Origin of the sequence: Streptomyces sp. NPDC088733 (assembly GCF_044751185.1) — a bacterium.
In the GTDB taxonomy this organism is placed as follows: domain Bacteria; phylum Actinomycetota; class Actinomycetes; order Streptomycetales; family Streptomycetaceae; genus Actinacidiphila.
In genome coordinates this window covers 30,826-52,097 of the sequence record NZ_JBIVLH010000034.1, presented here as the reverse complement: position 1 = coordinate 52,097, position 21,272 = coordinate 30,826, and the positions used below count along the sequence as shown (strand labels likewise).

Annotated in this window: 1 protein-coding gene; it reads left to right on the top strand. The window is 73.2% G+C overall.

Features of this window, described 5'->3' with window-relative positions; translation table 11 throughout:
* Positions 1 to 69 precede the first annotated feature (69 nt).
* A complete protein-coding gene (locus ACIP64_RS37630; RefSeq protein WP_401596282.1) occupies positions 70 to 21,219 on the top strand; it encodes a type I polyketide synthase in 21,150 nt (7,049 codons plus the stop codon).
* Positions 21,220 to 21,272 lie beyond the last annotated feature (53 nt).

Here is a 21,272-nt window from a genome sequence, read left to right as displayed (position 1 = left end):
CCCGGCCCGCGGCCTCCGATCCACCGGCTCCGCGCGAGCCTTCCGACTTCGATCCCGGGGATGGCGTAAATGGTGAACGAGGAGAAGTACCTCGATTACCTCAAGCGGGCGACCACCGACCTCCGCGAGGCGCGGCGGCGGCTGCGCGAGATGGAGGAGAAGGACCAGGAGCCCATCGCCATCGTCGCGATGAGCTGCCGCTACCCCGGCGGTGTCGCCACCCCCGAGCAGCTGTGGGAGCTCGTCGCCCACGGCGGCGACGCGGTCTCCCCGTACCCCACCGACCGCGGCTGGGACACCGACGTCCTCTTCGACCCCGACCCCGACAGCGGGATCGACGCCTACGAGAAGGTCGGCGGCTTCCTCCACGACGCCGCCGACTTCGACCCAGGCTTCTTCGGCATCTCGCCGCGCGAGGCGCTGGCCATGGACCCGCAGCAGCGGCTGCTGCTGGAGATCTCGTGGGAGGCCCTCGAACGGGCCGGGATCGACCCCGCGTCACTGCGCGGCAGCCGCACCGGCGTCTTCGCCGGACTCATGTACCACGACTACGCCGCCCGGTTGTTCAGCGTCCCCGAGGAGATCGAGGGCTTCCTCGGCAACGGCAGCTCCGGCAGCATCGCCTCCGGCCGCGTCGCCTACACCCTCGGCCTGGAGGGCCCGGCGGTCACCGTCGACACCGCTTGCTCCTCCTCGCTGGTCGCCCTCCACCTCGCGGCCCAGGCGCTGCGCGGCGGCGAGTGCACGCTGGCGCTGGCGGGCGGCGTCACGGTGATGTCGACGCCCGGCACCTTCACCGAGTTCAGCCGCCAGCGGGGCCTGGCCGGCGACGGCCGCTGCAAGTCGTTCGCGGCCGCCGCCGACGGCACCGGCTGGGGCGAGGGCGCCGGCATGCTCCTGCTGGAGCGGCTCTCGGACGCCCAGCGCAACGGCCACCCCGTGCTGGCCGTCGTACGCGGCTCCGCCGTCAACCAGGACGGCGCCAGCAGCGGCCTGACCGCGCCCAACGGCCCCTCCCAGCAGCGCGTCATCCGCGCCGCCCTCGCCGGCGCCCGCCTGTCCGCCGGCCAGATCGACGTCGTGGAGGCGCACGGCACCGGCACCACCCTCGGCGACCCCATCGAGGCGCAGGCCCTGCTCGCCACCTACGGGCAGGAGCACACGCCCGAACAGCCCCTGCTGCTCGGGTCGGTGAAGTCCAACCTCGGTCACACGCAGGCCGCCGCCGGTGTCGCCGGCATCATCAAGATGGTCATGGCGATGCGGCACGGCGTCGTGCCGAAGACCCTCCACGTCGACGCGCCGACGCCCAACGTCGACTGGACCGAGGGCGCGGTCTCGCTGCTCACCGAGTCCGTCGCGTGGCCCGAGACCGGCCACCCGCGCCGGGCCGGCGTCTCCTCGTTCGGCATCAGCGGCACCAACGCCCACACGATCATCGAGCAGGCCCCCGAAGCCGACGCCGCCGAGGCCCCGGAGACCGCTGCCCCGGTGCCCGTGCCCCCGCTGTGGAACCTCTCCGGCAAGACGCCCGCGGCCCTGCGCGCCCAGGCGGCCGGACTGCGCGACCACCTGACCGCCCACCCCGATCTCGGGGCGCAGGACATCGCCCACTCCCTCGCCACCGGACGCTCCGACTTCGAGCACCGCGCCGTCCTCGCCGCGGGCGACCCGGCCGGGCTCCGCGACGCACTGGCGTCCCTCGCGGACGCGGGGGCCGACGAGGCGACCGCGACCCTCCCCGGCGTCACGCGCGGTCGCCCGGTCGCGGGCAAGACGGCGTTCCTGTTCACGGGGCAGGGGAGTCAGCGGCTCGGCATGGGGCGGGAGTTGTACCGGACGTATCCGGTGTTCGCGCGGGCGCTGGACGAGGTCTGCTCGCACCTCGGCGCACCGCTGCGGGACGTGCTGTTCGGTGACGACGCCACGGCGCTGGACCGTACGGAGTTCGCGCAGCCGGCGCTGTTCGCCGTCGAGACGGCGCTGTTCCGGCTGCTGGAGTCGTGGGGTGTGAAGCCGGACTTCGTGTCCGGCCATTCGGTGGGTGAGATCGCCGCCGCACACGTGGCGGGAGTGCTGTCGCTGGAGGACGCCTGCGCGCTGGTCGAGGCGCGCGGACGGCTGATGCAGGCGTTGCCCGGCGGCGGCGTGATGATCGCGCTGCAGGCGTCGGAGGACGAGGTCCTGCCGATGCTCACCGACCGGGTGAGCATCGCCGCCGTCAACGGCCCCCAGTCGGTCGTCATCGCCGGTGACGAGGACGCGGCACTGGAGATCGCCGCCTGGTTCGTGGGCCGCAAGTCCAAGCGCTTGACGGTCAGTCACGCGTTCCACTCCCCGCACATGGACGGGATGCTGGACGCGTTCCGTGCGGTTGTCTCCGGGTTGTCGTTCGAGGCTCCGCGTATCCCGGTGGTCTCGAACCTGACCGGAGCCGTGGTCACCGACGAGATGGGCTCGGCGGACTTCTGGGTGCGGCACGTCCGCGAGCCCGTCCGCTTCCTCGACGGCGTCCGCACCCTCGCCGGGCGCAACGTCACGCACTTCGTGGAACTCGGCCCCGACGCGGTGCTGTCCGCCATGGCCCAGGAGGGCCCGGTCGGCGAGACGGCCGCGTTCGTCCCCCTGCTCCGCACCGGCCGGCCCGAGACGGCGACCGCCACGGCCGCCCTCGCCCGGCTCCATGTCCGCGGCGTGCCCGTCGCCTGGGACGCCTACTACGCGGGCAGCGGCGCCCGGCGCGTCGACCTGCCCACCTACGCCTTCCAGCGCGAGGCGTACTGGCTCGACGCCGGCCGCCCCGCCGGGGACGTCTCGGCCGCCGGACTCGGCGCCGCCGACCACCCGCTGCTCGGCGCCGCCGTCGCGCTCGCCGGCCTCGACGGCTTCCTCTGCACCGGCCGCCTCTCCCTGGACACCCACCCGTGGCTGGCCGACCACACCGTCCACGGCACGGTCCTGCTGCCCGGCACCGCCTTCGTGGAACTCGCGATCCGCGCCGGCGACCAGGTGGGCTGCGACCTGCTGGAAGAACTCACCCTGCACGCGCCGCTGGTGCTGCCGCACGACGGCGCCGTCCAGGTCCAGGTGTGGGTCGGGGCGCCGGACGCCACGGGCCGCCGCACCCTCGGCGTGCACTCCCGGCCCGAACCGGCCGGGGACACCCCGCAGGACACCGCGAACGACGCACCGTGGACGCTCAACGCCGACGGCGTCCTCACCACCGGCGCCCCCGCCCCCGGCTTCGCCCCGGAGGTGTGGCCGCCGGCCGGCACCACCGCCGTGCCCGTGACCGACCTGTACGCCGGACTCGCCGAAGCGGGCCTGGAGTACGGACCCGCCTTCCAGGGCGTGCGCGCCGCCTGGCGCGACACCGACGGGACGACGTACGCCGAACTCGCCCTCGCCGACGAACAGCGCGCCGACGCCGCACGCTTCGGCCTGCACCCCGCCCTGCTCGACGCCGCCCTGCACACCATCGGCCTCGCCGGACTCGTCGAGGACACCGGCCGCGGCCGGCTGCCCTTCTCCTGGAACGGCGTCGCCCTGCACGCCGTGGGCGGCTCGGTGCTGCGCGCACGGCTGACGGCGGCCGGCCCCGAGGCCGTGTCACTGGCGCTCGCCGACGAGGACGGCAGGCCGGTCGCCGACGTCGCCTCGCTCACCCTCCGCCCGGTCTCCGCCGGACAGTTCGGCACCGGGTACGGCGGCCACCGCGACGCCCTGTTCGCCGTGGACTGGATGCCCCTCGACACCCCCGCGACGACGGCCGAAGACTGGGCCGTGCTCACCGGCCCGGCCTCCGGCGAGCTCCCGGTCCTGCCCGGCACCCGGCACGCCTCGACGGCCGCGCTGATCGAGGCCCGCGATGCGGGCGCCCCCGTGCCCGGCACCGTCCTCGTTCCGCACGCCGCCCCGGCGGCGCTCACCGCCGAGGCCGTCCACGAGGCCGCGCACCGCACGCTCGCCCTGCTCCAGTCCTGGGCGGCGGAGGACCGCTTCGCCGACACCCGGCTCGTCCTGCTCACCGAAGGTGCCCTCGCCGCCCGCCACGACGACGGCGTCCCCGACCCGGGCCACGCCGCCGTCTGGGGTCTGGTGCGCTCCGCGCAGTCCGAGAACCCCGGGCGCTTCGTGCTCGTCGACACCGACGGCACCGACGCGTCGCTGGCCGCCCTGCCCGTCGCGCTCGCCACCGGTGAACCCCAACTCGCCCTGCGTGACGGCATCGTGCACGCCCCCCGCCTCACCCGGGTCGCCGTGCCCGCCGAGGCCTCGGCTCCCGCGTTCGACGCCGAGGGGACGGTGCTGGTCACCGGCGCGACCGGCACCCTGGGCGGGCTGGTGGCCCGTCACCTGGTGGCGGAGCGCGGCGTGCGGCACCTGCTGCTGCTCAGCCGGCGCGGCTCCGACGCGCCCGGTGCCGGCGAACTGACCGCTGAGCTGGACGTGTTGGGTGCCTCGGTGACGTGGGCGGCGTGCGACGCCGCCGACCGTGACGCGCTGGCGGAGGTGCTGGCGGCCGTACCCGCGGAGCGTCCGCTCACCGCTGTCGTCCACACCGCGGGTGTCCTCGACGACGGCATCATCGACTCCCTCACGCCGCAGCGCCTCTCCGGCGTCCTGCGTCCCAAGGCCGACGCCGCCCTCAACCTGCACGAGCTCACCCGCGGCCTCGACCTCGCCGCCTTCGTCCTCTTCTCGTCGGCTGCGGGCGTCTTCGGCGCGCCTGGCCAGGGCAACTACGCCGCCGCCAACGCCTTCCTGGACGCCCTCGCCCAGCACCGGCGCGCCCACGGCCTGCCCGCCACCTCGCTCGCCTGGGGCCTGTGGGCGGACACCGACGGCATGGCGGGCCGGCTCGACCAGGCCGACCTGGACCGCATGAAGCGCGGCGGCGTAGAGGGCCTCACGGCCGCCGAAGGGCTTGCGCTCCTCGACCTCGCCGACGCCCTCGGTACCGGGGGAAGCGATGGCGGCGGTTCCCCCCGCGGTCTGCTCGTGCCCATGCGACTGACCCTGACCCACGGCGCGCGCGGCACCGACGTCGCACCCCTGCTGCGCGGCCTCGTCCGCGGCCCCGCCAGGCGCCTCGTCGCCAGTTCCGGGGACCGTGCCGCAGCCGGCAGCTCCGCCGCAACCGCCCTGGAGCAGCGGCTCGTCGCACTCGACCCGGCCGAGCGGGAGCGGCTGCTCCTCGACCTCGTCCGCGGCCACGTGGCCGATGTCCTCGGCCACGGCTCCCCGGACGCCATCGAGCCCGAAAACGCCTTCAGCGAGCTGGGCTTCGACTCCCTCACCGCCGTCGAACTGCGCAACCGGCTCGGCGCCTCGGTCGGCCGACGGCTGCCCGCCACCCTGATCTTCGACTACCCCACCTCGCTCTCCCTCGCCCGGCACCTGCTCGTGGAACTGGCCGGGGCGGACGCGGCCACACGCCCGGCCCTCGCCCGCGCAGCCGTCACCGACGGCGCCCTCGCGGACGACCCGATCGCCATCGTCGCGATGAGCTGCCGTTTCCCCGGCGGCGTCACCACCCCCGAGCAGCTGTGGCACCTGCTGGAGAACGGCGAGGACGCCGTCTCCGGCTTCCCCGAGGACCGCGGTTGGGACCTCGACGCCCTGTACGACCCCGACCCGGACCACCCCGGCACCTCGTACACCCGGCACGGCGGCTTCCTCCACGACGCCGCCGCGTTCGACCCCACCTTCTTCGGCATCAGCCCGCGCGACGCCGTCGGCACCGACCCGCAGCAGCGGCTCCTGCTGGAGACCACCTGGGAGGCGTTCGAGCGGGCCGGCATCGACCCGGCCACGATGCGCGGCAGCCGGACCGGTGTCTTCGCGGGCGTGATGTACCACGACTACGCCACGCTCCTCGAACGCAGCGCCGACGGCGCCGACGGCTCCCTCGGCTCGGGCAGCACCGGCAGCATCGCCTCGGGCCGCGTCTCGTACACCTTCGGCCTCGAAGGACCCGCCGTCACCATCGACACGGCGTGCTCCTCGTCGCTGGTGGCCCTGCATCTCGCCGTCCAGGCGCTGCGCAACGGCGAATGCGACATGGCCCTCGCGGGCGGCGTCACCGTCATGGCCACCCCCGGCACCTTCGTCGGCTTCAGCCGTCAGCGCGGCCTGTCCGCCGACGGTCGCTGCCGCGCCTTCTCCGCCGACGCCGACGGCACCGGCTGGGCCGAGGGCGCCGGCATGCTGCTGGTGGAACGCCTGTCCGACGCGCGCGCCAAGGGCCACCCGGTGCTCGCGGTGGTGCGGGGTTCGGCGATCAACCAGGACGGCGCCAGCAACGGCATGACCGCCCCCAACGGCCCGTCCCAGCAGCGCGTCATCCGTGCCGCCCTGGCAAGTGGCGGACTGACCGCGGCGGACGTGGACGCCGTGGAGGCGCACGGCACCGGCACGACGCTGGGCGACCCCATCGAGGCGCAGGCGCTGCTGGCGACCTACGGCCAGGAGCGCGGCGGCGAACAGCCGCTGTGGCTGGGCTCGATCAAGTCCAACTTCGGCCACACGCAGGCCGCGGCGGGTGTCGCGGGCATCATCAAGATGGTCATGGCGATGCGCCACGGCGTGCTCCCCAGGACGCTTCACGCCGACGAGCCCTCGGCGCACGTGGACTGGTCGACGGGCGCGGTGTCCCTGCTGACGGAGGCCGTCGCCTGGCCCGAGACGGGCCGTCCGCGCCGGGCCGGCGTGTCGTCGTTCGGCATCAGCGGCACCAACGCCCACACGATCATCGAGCAGGCTCCTGCCGCCCCTGCCCTGCCTGAGAGCACTGCCTCGCACGGCCCCCTGCCGCTGCGGCTCTCCGGCCGCAGCACCGACGCCCTGGCGGCCCAGGCCCGCGCCCTGCGCGCACACCTGGCCGCCCACCCGGGCACATCCCTCCACGACCTCGCGTACTCCCTGACCACGGGCCGGGCCGCCTTCGACCACCGCGCCGTCGTCGTCGCTTCGGACGACGCGTCGCTCGCCGCCGCGCTCGACGGCCTTGCCGACGGCCACCCCGCTCCCGGGCTCACGGCCGGCACGGTCAGCAAGGGCGGCCGCACGGCGTTCCTTTTCACGGGGCAGGGGAGTCAGCGGCTGGGGATGGGGCGTGAGTTGTACGCGGCCTGTCCGGTGTTCGCCGAGGCGTTGGACGCGGTGCGTGGGCGGCTCGGGCTGGATGTGCTGTTCGGTGATGACGCGGAGGCGTTGGACCGTACGGAGTTCGCGCAGCCGGCACTGTTCGCGATCGAGGTGGCGCTGTTCCGGCTGCTGGAGGGCTGGGGCGTGCGTCCGGACTTCGTGTCGGGGCATTCGGTGGGTGAGATCGCTGCCGCGCATGTGGCCGGGGTGCTGTCCCTGGAAGACGCGTGCACGCTGGTCGAGGCTCGTGGTCGGTTGATGCAGGCGCTGCCCGCGGGCGGTGTAATGATCGCGGTGCAGGCGTCGGAGGACGAGGTTCTGCCGCTGCTGACCGAGCGCGTGAGCATCGCGGCCGTCAATGGCCCGCAGGCGGTGGTGATCGCGGGTGATGAGGATGCCGCGGTCGCGATCGTGGAGTCGTTCGGGGATCGCAAGTCGAAGCGTCTGACGGTCAGTCACGCATTCCATTCGCCGCACATGGACGGGATGCTGGACGCGTTCCGTGAGGTGGTGTCCGGGCTGTCGTACGGGGCCCCGCGCATCCCGGTCGTGTCGAACCTGACGGGCGCCGTGGTCACCGATGAAATGGCTTCGGCGGACTTCTGGGTGCGGCACGTCCGTGAGACCGTGCGCTTCCTGGACGGCGTCCGCGCCCTGGAGGCCGCGGGCGTCACCACGTACCTCGAACTCGGCCCCGACGGCGTCCTGTCGGCCATGGCGCAGGAGTGCGTGACCGTCGACGGAGCGGGCTTCGCCCCGGCACTGCGCGGTGGCCGACCGGAGGCCGAAACCGTTCTCACCGCCCTGGCCCACCTGCACGTTCGTGGTGCGGCCGTGGACTGGGAGGCCCTTTTCACCGGCACCGGTGCGCAGCGGGTCGACCTGCCCACCTACGCCTTCCAGCGCGCCCGCTACTGGCCCGACGCCGCCCACCCGCTTCCCGGAGACGCCGCGGGGCTCGGGCTTGCCGCCGCTGGGCACCCCCTGCTGGGCGCGTCCGTCACCCTGGCCGATGCCGACGGCCTGGTGTTCACGGGTCGGTTGTCGTTGCGTTCGCATGCGTGGCTGGCTGATCACGTGGTGTTCGGGTCGGTGTTGTTGCCGGGGACGGCGTTCGTGGAGCTGGCTCTGCATGCGGGTGAGCGGGTGGGCTGCCCGGATCTGGCGGAGTTGACGCTTGCGGCGCCTTTGGTCGTGCCGGAGTCGGGTGCGGTTCAGGTGCAGGTGGTGGTCGGGGAGGTCGACGGATCGGGCGGTCGTCCGGTTGCGGTCTACTCCCGTCCGGACGGTGACGACGGGGCCTGGGTTCGCCATGCGGCGGGCTTGCTGACGGAGGGCATCCTGGCTGAGGCGACCGACCTGTCCGTGTGGCCCCCCGCCGGAGCCACCGCCGTGAGCGCGGCGAGCGCGTACGAGGTGCTGGACGCCGCCGGTCTCACGTACGGCCCCCTGTTCCAGGGGCTCGGTGCGGCGTGGCGGCGTGACGGCGAGCTGTTCGCGGAGGTGTCGCTCCCCGCGGAGTTGCACGGTGACGCCAAGGGGTTCGGTGTGCATCCGGCCTTGCTGGACGCGGTGCTGCACAGCCTGGCGCTGGGTGGTGTTCTCATCGGCGCTGATGAGGGTGCGCGGCTGCCGTTCGCGTGGAGTGGTGTGCGGCTGTACGCGGCTGGCGCGTCGTCGGTCCGGGTGCGGGTGGCATCGGCCGGGGACGGTGCGGTGTCGCTGGAGCTGGCGGACCCGACGGGTGCCCCGGTGGTGTCGGTCGAGTCGCTCGCGCTGCGCGCGGTCTCGCCCGACCAGATCGACGCCGTACACGACAACCGTCAGCACTCTCTCTACCGGCTCGAATGGACCGGACGTCCGGCCGAGCGGGAGCGTACTTCACCGTCGGTGACGGCCAGGTGGGCGGTCGTGGGCGCCGGGATACCGGGTCTGGACGGCCCGATCCACACCGACCTGGCTGCCCTGGCCGATGCGTCCGACGCCGTGCCGGACCTGGTGTTCGTCACCCTCGGAGAGGCCGAGGGCGAAGTGCGGGAAGCGGTGCACGCCGGGGCCGCCCGGGCGCTTGCCCTCGTGCAGGCCTGGCTGGAGGAGGACCGCTTTGCCGACTCCCGCCTCGTGTTCGTCACCCGGGGGGCTACGGCGGCCGAGGACCTTGTCGGCGCGGCGGTCTGGGGCCTGGTCCGTTCCGCCGCGACCGAGCACCCCGGCCGGTTCGGCCTGGTCGATGTCGACGACCTGACTGCGCTGCCCGTGGCGGCAGTTGCTGCCGCCCTGGCCGCGGGGGAGTCGGAGATGCGCGCCCGTGAAGGCACGGTGCAGGTGCCGCGTCTGGTGCGTGCGGTGGTGGAGCCGGAGGCCGGGGCGCTGGTGCTGGACGGCACGGTGTTGGTGACGGGTGCCAGTGGTGCGCTGGGTGGGTTGTTCGCGCGTCATCTGGTGTCCGAGTACAGGGTGCGGGATCTGCTGCTGGTGAGCCGGCGGGGTGGGGACGCCCCTGGTGCTGAGGACCTGACCGCTGAACTGGCGGAGCTGGGTGCGTCGGTGTCGTGGGCGGCGTGCGATGTGGCCGACCGGGATGCCCTGGCTGGGCTACTGGCGGGGCGTTCGTTGTCGGCGGTGGTGCACATCGCGGGTGTCCTGGACGACGGTGTGGTCGGGTCGCTGACGGCGGAGCGTCTGTCGTCGGTGCTGCGGCCGAAGGTGGACGCGGCGTGGAACCTGCACGCGCTGACGCAGGGTATGGATCTGTCGGCGTTCGTGCTGTTCTCCTCGGCTGCCGGTGTGTTCGGCAATGCGGGGCAGGCGAACTACGCGGCGGCCAACTCCTTCCTGGACGCGCTGGCCGCGCACCGCAGGGCGCAGGGCCTGGCGGCGACGTCGCTGGCGTGGGGGCTGTGGGACGGCGGCATGGCCGGCGAGGTGTCGCGCTCCGGACGCGGTGCCGTGAACGCCCTGTCGGAGGAAGAGGGCCTGGCCCTGTTCGACGCGGCCGCCGCTTCGCAGGACGCGGAGTTCGTACCGGTGAAGCTGGACCTGGGCGCGCTGCGCACGCAGGCGGCCAGCGGGATGCTGCCGCCGGTGCTGAGCGGTCTGGTCCGCGTCCCGGCCCGTCGCGCCGCGAAGGCTGTCGGCGCGGGGCCGGAGGCGGAACGCCTGGCCGGACTGTCCGTTGCCGAGCAGAAGGCTCACGTCCTGGAGCTGGTGCGCTCCGAGGTCGCGGCGGTGCTCGGTTACGCGGGTCCGGAGGGGGTGGAGCCGGATCGGTCGTTCCGTGAGCTGGGCTTCGACTCGCTGACCGCCGTCGAGCTGCGCAACCGGCTCGGTGCGGCGATCGGGCTGCGCCTGCCCGCCACACTGGTCTTCGATTACCCGACCTCCGTGGTCCTGGCCGAGCACCTGCGAGGGGAGCTCGTCGGAGCTGCCCCGGCAGCGGTGGCACCGGTCGCCGTCCCGGTCCGTGACGACGAGCCGATCGCGATCGTGGGTCTGGGCTGCCGCTACCCGGGTGGGGTGGAGAGTCCGGAGGATCTGTGGCGGCTCGTTCTTGAGGGCCGGGATGCGATTTCCGGGTTCCCTGAGGATCGTGGCTGGGATGTGGAGGCGTTGTTCGACGCGGATCCCGATCAGCAGGGGACGAGCTACGCGCGGGAGGGCGGCTTCGTTCGCGATGCGGGTCACTTCGACCCCGCTTTCTTCGGGATCTCGCCGCGTGAGGCGGTGGCGATGGATCCGCAGCAGCGGTTGCTGCTGGAGACGTCATGGGAGGCGTTCGAGCGCGCAGGCATCGACCCGACGACGATGCGGGGCAGCCGGACGGGTGTCTTCGCCGGCGTGATGTACCACGACTACGCGTCCCGCCTGTCGGTGCTCCCCGAGGGCGTCGAAGGCTTCCTCGGCACGGGCAACGCCGCGAGTGTCATCTCGGGCCGCCTCTCCTATGCGTTCGGCCTCGAAGGTCCGGCCGTCACCGTCGACACGGCGTGCTCGTCCTCGCTCGTCGCCCTGCACCTGGCGGTGCAGGCGCTGCGGAGTGGTGAGTGTGATCTGGCGCTGGCCGGTGGTGTGACGGTGATGGCGACGCCGGCGGCGTTTGTGGAGTTCAGTCGGCAGCGGGGTCTTGCGTCCGACGGTCGGTGCAAGGCCTTTTCGGCGGACGCTGATGGGACGGGCTGGGCCGAGGGTGCGGGTGTGATGGTCGTGGAGCGGCTGTCGGACGCGCGTGCCAAGGGGCATCCGGTGCTGGCGGTGGTGCGGGGTTCGGCGGTGAACCAGGATGGTGCGAGCAATGGTCTGACGGCGCCGAACGGGCCGTCGCAGCAGCGGGTGATCCGGCAGGCGCTGGCCAATGCCCGGCTTACCGCCGCTGAGATCGACGTGGTCGAGGCGCACGGCACGGGCACGACGCTGGGTGACCCGATCGAGGCGCAGGCGCTGCTGGCGACCTACGGCCAGGAGCACGGTGACGAGCAGCCGCTGTGGCTGGGTTCGATCAAGTCGAACATGGGTCACACGCAGGCCGCGGCCGGCGTGGCGGGCATCATCAAGATGGTCATGGCGATGCGGCACGGTGTGCTGCCGCGGACGCTGCACGTGGACGAGCCGTCCCCGCACGTGGACTGGTCCGAGGGCGCGGTGTCGCTGCTGGCCGAGCAGAGGGACTGGCCGCAGACCGGCCGTCCGCGCCGCGCCGCGGTGTCCTCGTTCGGCTTCAGCGGCACCAACGCCCACGCCATCATCGAACAGGCCCCCGAACCCGCACCGGTTGAAGCACGGGAGCAGGCCCCGACGGACGTCCTGCCGTACGTGCTTTCGGCGAAGACCCCGGACGCGCTGCGAGACCAGGCGGCCCGGCTCCGCGCCCACATCGAGGACGCCGACGACGTCAGTGCCGCCGTCGCCCCCTCCCTGGCCACCCAGCGCACCGCCTTCGAGCACCGCGCGGCGGTCGTCGCCTCGGACCGGGATGAACTGCTGCGCGGCCTTGCCTCACTGCAGGCCGGAGATTCGGCGCCCTCGGCCACGCGGGACACCGTGAGCACCGGCAAGCTCGCCTTCCTCTTCACCGGTCAGGGGAGCCAGCGGCTGGGCATGGGGCGTGAGTTGTACGCGGCCTATCCGGTGTTCGCGCAGGCGTTGGACGCGGTGGGTGGGCGGCTGGGGCTGGACGTGCTGTTCGGTGATGACGCTGAGGTGTTGGACCGGACGGAGTTCGCGCAGCCTGCGTTGTTCGCGGTGGAGGTCGCGCTGTTCCGGCTGCTGGAGTCGTGGGGTGTGAAGCCGGACTTCCTGTCCGGGCACTCCATCGGCGAGATTGCCGCGGCCCACGTGGCCGGGGTGCTGTCCCTGGAGGAAGCTTGCACGCTGGTTGAGGCTCGTGGGCGGTTGATGCAGGCGCTGCCTTCGGGTGGTGTGATGATCGCGGTGCAGGCTTCGGAGGACGAGGTCCTGCCGCTGCTGAACGAGCGCGTGAGCATCGCGGCCGTGAACGGTCCGCAGTCGGTGGTGATTGCCGGTGACGAGGATGCCGCTGCCGCGATCGTCGAGTCCTTCGGTGACCGGAAGTCGAAGCGCCTGACGGTCAGTCACGCATTCCACTCGCCGCACATGGACGGCATGCTCGAGGCGTTCCGTGAGGTCGTTTCCGGGCTGACGTTCGCGGCGCCGCGCATTCCGGTCGTCTCGAATCTGACCGGTGCCGTCGTTACGGACGAGATGGCGTCGGCGGACTTCTGGGTGCGGCACGTCCGTGAGGCTGTCCGCTTCCTCGACGGCGTCCGCGCCCTGGAGGCCGCGGGCGTCACCACGTACGTCGAACTCGGCCCCGACGGCGTGCTCTCGGCGATGGCGCAGGAGTGCGTTGCCGGGGAAGGCGCGGCCTTCGTGCCCGTCCTGCGCTCTGCGCGCCCCGAGGCCGAGACCGTCACCACCGCACTTGCCCAGGCCCACAACCGGGGCATCGCGGTCGACTGGCAGGCGTACTTCGCGGGCATCGGCGCTGAGACCGTCGATCTGCCCACCTACGCCTTCCAGCGGCAGCGGTACTGGCTGGAGGCCCCCGAGCTCGCCGTGACCGGGGACGTGACGTCCGCGGGTCTCGGCGCGACGGACCACCCCATGCTGGGTGCGGCTCTCGCGCTCGCGGACGCCGACGGCCTGGTGTTCACGGGTCGGTTGTCGTTGCGTTCGCATGCGTGGCTGGCTGATCACGTGGTGTTCGGGTCGGTGTTGTTGCCAGGTACGGCGTTTGTGGAGCTGGCTCTGCATGCCGGTGAGCGGGTGGGCTGCCCGGGTCTGGCGGAGTTGACGCTTGCGGCGCCTTTGGTCCTGCCGGAGTCCGGCGCGGTTCAGGTGCAGGTGGTGGTCGGGGAGGTCGACGGATCGGGCGGTCGTCCGGTTGCGGTCTACTCCCGTCCGGATGACGCGGACGCGCCGTGGGTCCGCCACGCCGTGGGTGTGCTGACGGACGACGTGCGTCCGGGTGCGGCCGATCTGTCCGTGTGGCCTCCGGCCGGCGCGAGTGCCGTCGAGGTCGATGCGGCGTACGAGGCGTTGGATGCGGCGGGCCTTGTGTACGGCCCGCTGTTCCGGGGGCTGCGTGCGGCGTGGCGGCGCGGCGACGAGCTGTTCGCCGAGGTGGCGGTGCCGGAGGAGGCGCAGCGGGACGCGGACACGTTCGGTGTGCATCCGGCGTTGCTGGATGCGGTGTTGCACAGCTTGGCCCTGGGTGGTGTTCTCGCGGGCTCGGATGAGGGTGCGCGGTTGCCGTTCGCGTGGAGTGGTGTGCGGCTGTATGCGGCCGGCGCGTCGTCGGTCCGTGTGCGGGTGGCGTCGGCCGGGGACGGTGCGGTGTCGTTGGAGTTGGCGGACCCGACGGGTGCCCCGGTGGTGTCGGTCGAGTCGCTCGCGCTGCGCGCGGTCTCGCCGGACCAGATCGACGCCGCGCACGACAACCGACGACAGGATTCACTGTTCGAGGTCGACTGGACGGCGCTGGCTCCCGTGTCGGACACCCGGCAGCCGACGGTGCAGTGGCTCGGAAGCGCGGGACTCGCCGTCCTCGCGGGCGACGGCCAGGCCGTGCCGGAGGCCGTGGTGGTACCGCTGGACCGGGCCGCTTCGGACGACCTTCCCGGTGCGGTGCATGCGGAGTCCGGTCGTGTGCTGGGTCTGGTGCAGGAGTGGCTTGATGACGAGCGGTTCGCGGCGTCGCGTCTGGTGTTCCTGACGCGGGGTGCGGTGGCTGCTGTGCCGGGTGACGAGGTCGCGGATCTGATGCACGCCCCGGTGTGGGGTCTGGTCCGTTCGGCGCAGTCGGAGAATCCGGGCCGGTTCGGTCTGATCGACCTCGACGGCGAGATCGACGCCGAGACCGTCACTGCAGCGTTGGGCTCGGGTGAGCCGGAGGTCGCGGTCAGGACGGGGACGTTCCTGGTGCCGCGTCTGGTGCGTGCGGTGGTGGAGCCGGAGGCCGGGGCGCTGGTGCTGGACGGCACGGTGTTGGTGACGGGTGCCAGTGGTGAGCTGGGCGGTTTGTTCGCGCGTCATCTGGTGTCCGAGTACGGGGTGCGGGATCTGCTGCTGGTGAGCCGGCGGGGTGGGGACGCCCCTGGTGCTGAGGACCTGACCGCTGAACTGGCGGGTCTGGGTGCGTCGGTGTCGTGGGCGGCGTGCGATGTGGCCGACCGGGATGCCCTGGCTGGGCTACTGGCGGGGCGTTCGTTGTCGGCGGTGGTGCACATCGCGGGTGTCCTGGACGACGGTGTGGTCGGGTCGCTGACGGCGGAGCGTCTGTCGTCGGTGCTGCGGCCGAAGGTGGATGCGGCGTGGAACCTGCACGCGCTGACGCAGGGTATGGATCTGTCGGCGTTCGTGCTGTTCTCCTCGGCTGCCGGTGTGTTCGGCAATGCGGGTCAGGCGAACTACGCGGCGGCAAACTCCTTCCTGGATGCGCTGGCCGCGCACCGCAGGTCGCGGGGTCTGGCGGCGACGTCGCTGGCGTGGGGCCTGTGGGACGGCGGCATGGCCGGCGAGCTGTCGCGTTCCGGACGGGGCGCCGTGAATGCCCTGACCGAGCAGGAGGGTCTGGCCCTCTTCGACACCGCGGCCGCCTCGCCGACGGCCGTGCTCGTACCGCTGAAGCTCGACCTGGCGGCCCTGCGCTCCCAGGCTTCGGGCGGCGGGGTGCTGCCGTCGCTGCTGAGCGGTCTGGTCCGCGTCCCGGCCCGCCGTGCCGCGAAGGCCGGCACCGGGTCCGTGGCCGAGCGCCTGGCCGGACTGTCCGTTGCCGAGCAGGAAGCTCACGTCCTGGAGCTGGTGCGCTCCGAGGTCGCGGCGGTGCTCGGTTACGCGGGTCCGGAGGGGGTGGAGCCGGATCGGTCGTTCCGTGAGCTGGGCTTCGACTCGTTGACCGCCGTCGAGCTGCGCAACCGGCTTGCCGCTGCCATCGGGCAGCGCCTGCCCGCCACACTGGTCTTCGACTACCCGACCGCCGCGCTTCTCGCGGAGTACGTGCGGGGCGAACTGGTCGGTACGGAAGCCGTGGTGACTGCGGCTGTGCCCGTCGCTCCGCGCGACGACGAGCCGATCGCGATCGTGGGTCTGGGCTGTCGCTATCCGGGTGGGGTGGAGAGTCCGGAGGATCTGTGGCGGCTGGTCCTTGAGGGCCGGGATGCGATTTCGGGGTTCCCTGAGGATCGTGGTTGGGATGTGGAGGCGTTGTTCGACGCCGATCCCGATCAGCAGGGGACGAGCTACGCGCGGGAGGGCGGCTTCGTCCGGGATGCGGGTCACTTCGACCCGGCCTTCTTCGGGATCTCGCCGCGTGAGGCGGTGGCGATGGATCCGCAGCAGCGGTTGCTGCTGGAGACGTCATGGGAGGCGTTCGAGCGCGCCGGGATCGACCCGACGACGATGCGGGGCAGCCGGACGGGTGTCTTCGCGGGTGTGATGTACCACGACTACGCGTCCCGGCTGAGCGTGCTGCCGGAGGGTGTTGAGGGCTTCGTCGGGACCGGCAACGCGGCGAGTGTCATCTCGGGCCGGTTGTCGTACGCCTTCGGTCTTGAGGGCCCGGCGGTCACGGTGGACACCGCGTGCTCCTCGTCCTTGGTGGCACTCCATCTGGCGGTGCAGGCGCTGCGGAGTGGTGAGTGTGATCTGGCGCTGGCCGGTGGTGTGACGGTGATGGCGACGCCGGCGGCGTTTGTGGAGTTCAGTCGGCAGCGGGGTCTTGCGTCCGACGGTCGGTGCAAGGCGTTTTCGGCGGACGCTGATGGGACGGGCTGGGCCGAGGGTGCGGGTGTGATGGTCGTGGAGCGGCTGTCGGACGCGCGTGCCAAGGGGCATCCGGTGCTGGCGGTGGTGCGGGGTTCGGCGGTGAACCAGGATGGTGCGAGCAATGGTCTGACGGCGCCGAACGGTCCGTCGCAGCAGCGGGTGATCCGGCAGGCGCTGGCCAATGCCCGGTTGAGCGCGGCCGAGATCGACGTGGTCGAGGCGCACGGCACGGGTACGACGCTGGGTGACCCGATCGAGGCGCAGGCGCTGCTGGCGACCTACGGCCAGGAGCACGGTGACGAGCAGCCGCTGTGGCTGGGTTCGATCAAGTCGAACATGGGTCACACGCAGGCCGCGGCCGGCGTGGCGGGCATCATCAAGATGGTCATGGCGATGCGGCACGGTGTGCTGCCGCGGACGCTGCACGTGGATGAGCCGTCCCCGCACGTGGACTGGTCCGAGGGCGCGGTGTCGCTGCTGGCCGAGCAGAGGGACTGGCCGCAGACCGGCCGTCCGCGCCGCGCCGCGGTGTCCTCGTTCGGCTTCAGCGGCACCAACGCCCACGCCATCATCGAACAGGCCCCCGAACCCACGCCCGTACAGCCGCAGGAACCGGAGCGGCCGACCGGCCCGCTTCCCTGGACCCTGTCCGGGAAGTCCGTCGAGGCCCTCCGCGAACAGGCCGCACGGCTGCGGGCGTTCGCCCTCGACAACGCGGACGTGACCCCGGCCGACATCGGCTGGTCCCTGACCACGACCCGTACCGCGCTGGACCGCCGCGCAGTGGTCGTCGCCGAGGACCGCGAGGGATTCCTCGCCGCGCTCGAAGCGCTGGCAGCCGGCGAGGCGAGCGCGGCAGTGACACAGGGCACGGCGGCGGCGGGCAAGGTGGCCTTCCTCTTCACCGGGCAGGGCAGCCAGCGCCTCGGCATGGGCCGCGAGCTGTACGCCGCCTGTCCCGTGTTCGCGGACGCCCTGGACGCGGTCTGCGCACACCTCGATGCGCCGCTGAAGGATGTGCTGTTCGGCGACGACGCCGAGCTGCTGAACGAGACCGCCTCCACGCAGCCGGCACTGTTCGCGGTGGAAGTGGCGCTGTTCCGGCTGCTGGAGAGCTGGGGTGTGAAGCCCGACTTCCTCTCCGGCCACTCCATCGGCGAGATCGCCGCAGCGCATGTCGCCGGAGTGCTGTCCCTGGAGGACGCCTGCACGCTGGTCGAGGCGCGCGGACGGCTGATGCAGGCGCTGCCTTCCGGCGGCGTGATGATCGCGCTGGAGGCGGCCGAGGACGAGGTCCTGCCGGTGTTGGACGACCGCGTGAGCATCGCCGCCGTCAACGGGCCGCGCTCGGTCGTCATCGCGGGTGACGAGGACACGGCCACGGCCGTCGTGGAACTGTTCCCGGACCGCAGGTCGAAGCGGCTGACGGTCAGTCACGCCTTCCACTCGCCGCACATGGACGGCATGCTGGCGGAATTCGGCGAGGTCGCCGCGGGCCTGGCCTACGCCGCCCCGCGCATCCCCGTCGTCTCCAACCTCACCGGCACCGTCGTCAGCGACGAGATGACCTCGCCCGACTTCTGGGTCCGCCACGTCCGCGAAGCCGTCCGCTTCCTCGACGGCATCCGCGCCCTGGAGGCCGCAGGCGTCACCACCTACCTCGAACTCGGCCCCGACGGAGTCCTCTCCGCCATGGCCCAGGAGTGCCTGACCGGCGAGAACGCCGTCTTCGCCCCGGTGCTGCGCTCCTCGCGCCCCGAGGCCGAGACCGTCACCACCGCCCTCGCCCACGCCCACACCCGGGGCGTCGCGGTCGACTGGCAGACCTACTTCGCCGGGACCGGCGCGCGGCGCGTCGACCTGCCCACCTACGCCTTCCAGCGGCAGCGCTACTGGCTGGAGGCCCCCGCACACGCCCTGAGCGGCGATGTGACGTCCGCGGGCCTCGGCAGCGCGGATCACCCGCTGCTCGGCGCGGCGGTCGAGCTGCCCGACTCCGACGGGTTCCTCTTCACCGGCCGGATCTCCCTGCGCACCCACCCCTGGCTGGCCGACCACCGCGTCGCGGGCACCGCGCTGCTGCCCGGGGCCGCGCTCGTCGAACTGGCCGTGCGCGTCGGGGACCACGCGGGTTGCGATCTGCTGGAGGACCTGACGCTGGAAGCGCCGCTGGTGCTGCCCGAGACGGGCGGCGTGCAGCTCCGGCTCACCGTGGCGGAGCCCGAGGCGGCGGGGCGGCGCGCCTTCCACGTGTACTCGCGGCCGGAGGAGTCCGCGGCGGACGAGCCCTGGACCCGGCACGCGGGCGGATTCCTGGCGGTCGCGACCGAGGGGACGCCCGCGGCGGAGGAAGCGGCCGCGTGGCCGCCCGCCGGGGCCGAGCCCTGCGACGTGGACGAGCTCTATGCGTCCTTCGACGCGATGGGCCTCGAGTACGGTCCGGCGTTCCGCAACCTGCGGCGCGCCTGGCGGCTCGGCGACGGCGAGGTCTGCGCCGAAGTCGCCCTCGCCGACGACGACCGGCCGGAGGGCGCGCGGTTCGGGCTCCATCCGGCGCTGCTGGACTCGGCCCTGCACGCGGCCGGTCTCGGGGATTTCTTCCCCGGCGCCGAGCGGGGCGCCCGCCTGCCCTTCGCGTGGGACTCGGTGCGGCTGCACGCCGTGGGCGCCTCCGCGCTGCGGGTCCGCATGGCGCCGGCCGGACAGGACGCCGTCTCCCTGCTGATCGCGGACGAGACGGGGCAGCCGGTGCTCAGCGTCGGCTCCCTCGTCCTGCGTCCGCTGAACGTGGACGGGATCACGGGCAGTGCCGGCGGGCCCGGTGGGGCCTTCCGGGACAGCTTGTTCCAGGTCGACTGGCCGGTGCTGCCGCTGTCTGGGGACGTGCAGCCGGAGGCCGCGGGCCGCTGGGCCTTGCTGGGCGGGGACCCGTTCAAGCTGGGTGCCGTCCTCGGCGTGCAGAGCGTCCACCCGGACCTGGCGTCGCTCGACCGAGAGATCGGCGCCGTCCCGGCCGACGAGGTGCCGGAGACCGTCCTCGTCGCCCTCGCGCCGGACGTCTCCACCGCCGGCCACCTTGCGCGCGCTACGCACAGCGCCGTCACCGCCGCGCTGGAGCTGGTCCAGGAGTGGCTGGCGGACGAGCGGTTCGCCGCGTCGCGGCTGGCCCTCGTCACCCGGGGTGCTGTCGCCGTGGACGCCGACGAGGACGTCGAAGACCTGGCGCACGCCGCGGTGTGGGGCCTGGTCCGTTCCGCGCAGGCCGAGCACCCGGGCCGGTTCGTGCTGGTCGATGTCGACTCCGAGGACGCGTCCCTCCGGGCGCTCACCGCCGCGCTCGACACCGACGAGACGCAACTGGCCGTACGGGACGGCGTCGTACGGACGCCGCGCCTCGCGCGCGCCGCCACCGCACCCGCGCAATCGGCGGACGCCTTCGACCCGGACGGCACCGTCCTGGTCACGGGTGCCGGCGGCACTCTGGGCGGACTCCTCGCCCGGCACCTGGTGGACGTCCACGGGGTGCGGCGCCTGCTGCTGGTGAGCCGGCGCGGCGCGGGGGCGGAGAACGCGGCGGAGCTCACGGAGCAACTGGGCGCATCCGGCACGGAGGTGACCTGGGCGGCGTGCGACGTGGCCGACCGCGACGCGCTCGCCACCGTACTGGCCGGCATCCCCGCGGAGCACCCGCTCACCGCGGTCGTGCACGCGGCCGGTGTCCTGGACGACGGAACGGTCGAGGCGCTGACCCCGGACCGGCTGCGGCGCGTCCTGCGGCCCAAGGTCGACGCGGCCTGGCACCTGCACGACCTGACCCGCGACCTGGACCTGTCGGCGTTCGTCCTGTTCTCCTCGGCCGCCGGTGTCCTCGGCAACGCCGGACAGGCCAACTACGCGGCGGGCAACACCTTCCTCGACGCCCTCGCCCAGCACCGAAGGGCGCAGGGACTCACGGCGGTCTCGCTGGCCTGGGGCCTGTGGGACGACGAGGCCGGCATGGCCGGGACGCTCGACGCGGCCGAGCGGCGGCGCCTGGGCCGCGGCGGCATGCTGCCGCTCTCCCCGGCGGAGGGCCTGGCCCTGTTCGACGCCGCCCTGCCCGGTGCCGCCGGGGAGGAAGCGACCGCGTCCCTCCTGGTCCCCGCCCGGCTCGACCTGGCCGAACTGCGCAGGGCCGTCGGCGACTGGACACCGCCGCTGCTGCGCGGCCTGCTCCGCGGCACCGCGCGGCGCCGGGCGGGCGACGCGTCGGCGCCGACCCCGGACTCGCTCGCGCTGCGGCTCGCCCAACTGCCCTCCGCCGAACGGGACCGGGTCCTCCTCGACCTGGTCTGTACCCAGGTGGCCCAGGTCCTCGGCCACAGCGGATCCGGCGCCATCGAACCCGGCAGCGCCTTCAAGGAACTGGGCTTCGACTCGCTGACCGCGGTGGAGCTGCGCAACCGCCTCGGAGCCGCGTCCGGGCTGAGGCTGCCCGCCACGCTGATCTTCGACTACCCGACCCCCGAAGCGCTGAGCGGCTACCTGCGCTCCGCGCTGCCCCTCGACGACGGGCCGTCGGTCCTCGGCGAACTCGACCGGCTCGAGGAGGCCTTGGGCGCGTCCGACGCGGACAGCGTCACCGCTTCGCGGATCACGATGCGCCTGCAGGCCCTCCTGGCCAAGTGGAAGGACGCGCAGGAAGCCGGCGGCACGGCCCCTGACACGGCCGACGACGACGGCGACCTCGAGACCGCCACGGACGACGAGCTCTTCGACCTGCTGGACGAGGAACTCGGCTCCTCCTGACCCTTCCTGCCGCCCCACCCGCCCCACGACCCATCCGCGCCACCGGAGACCCG

Coding starts and splice junctions, on each gene's coding strand:
- ACIP64_RS37630 (WP_401596282.1), top strand. CDS start 70: ATGGTGAACGAGGAGAAGTACCTCGATTACCTCAAGCGGGCGACCACC.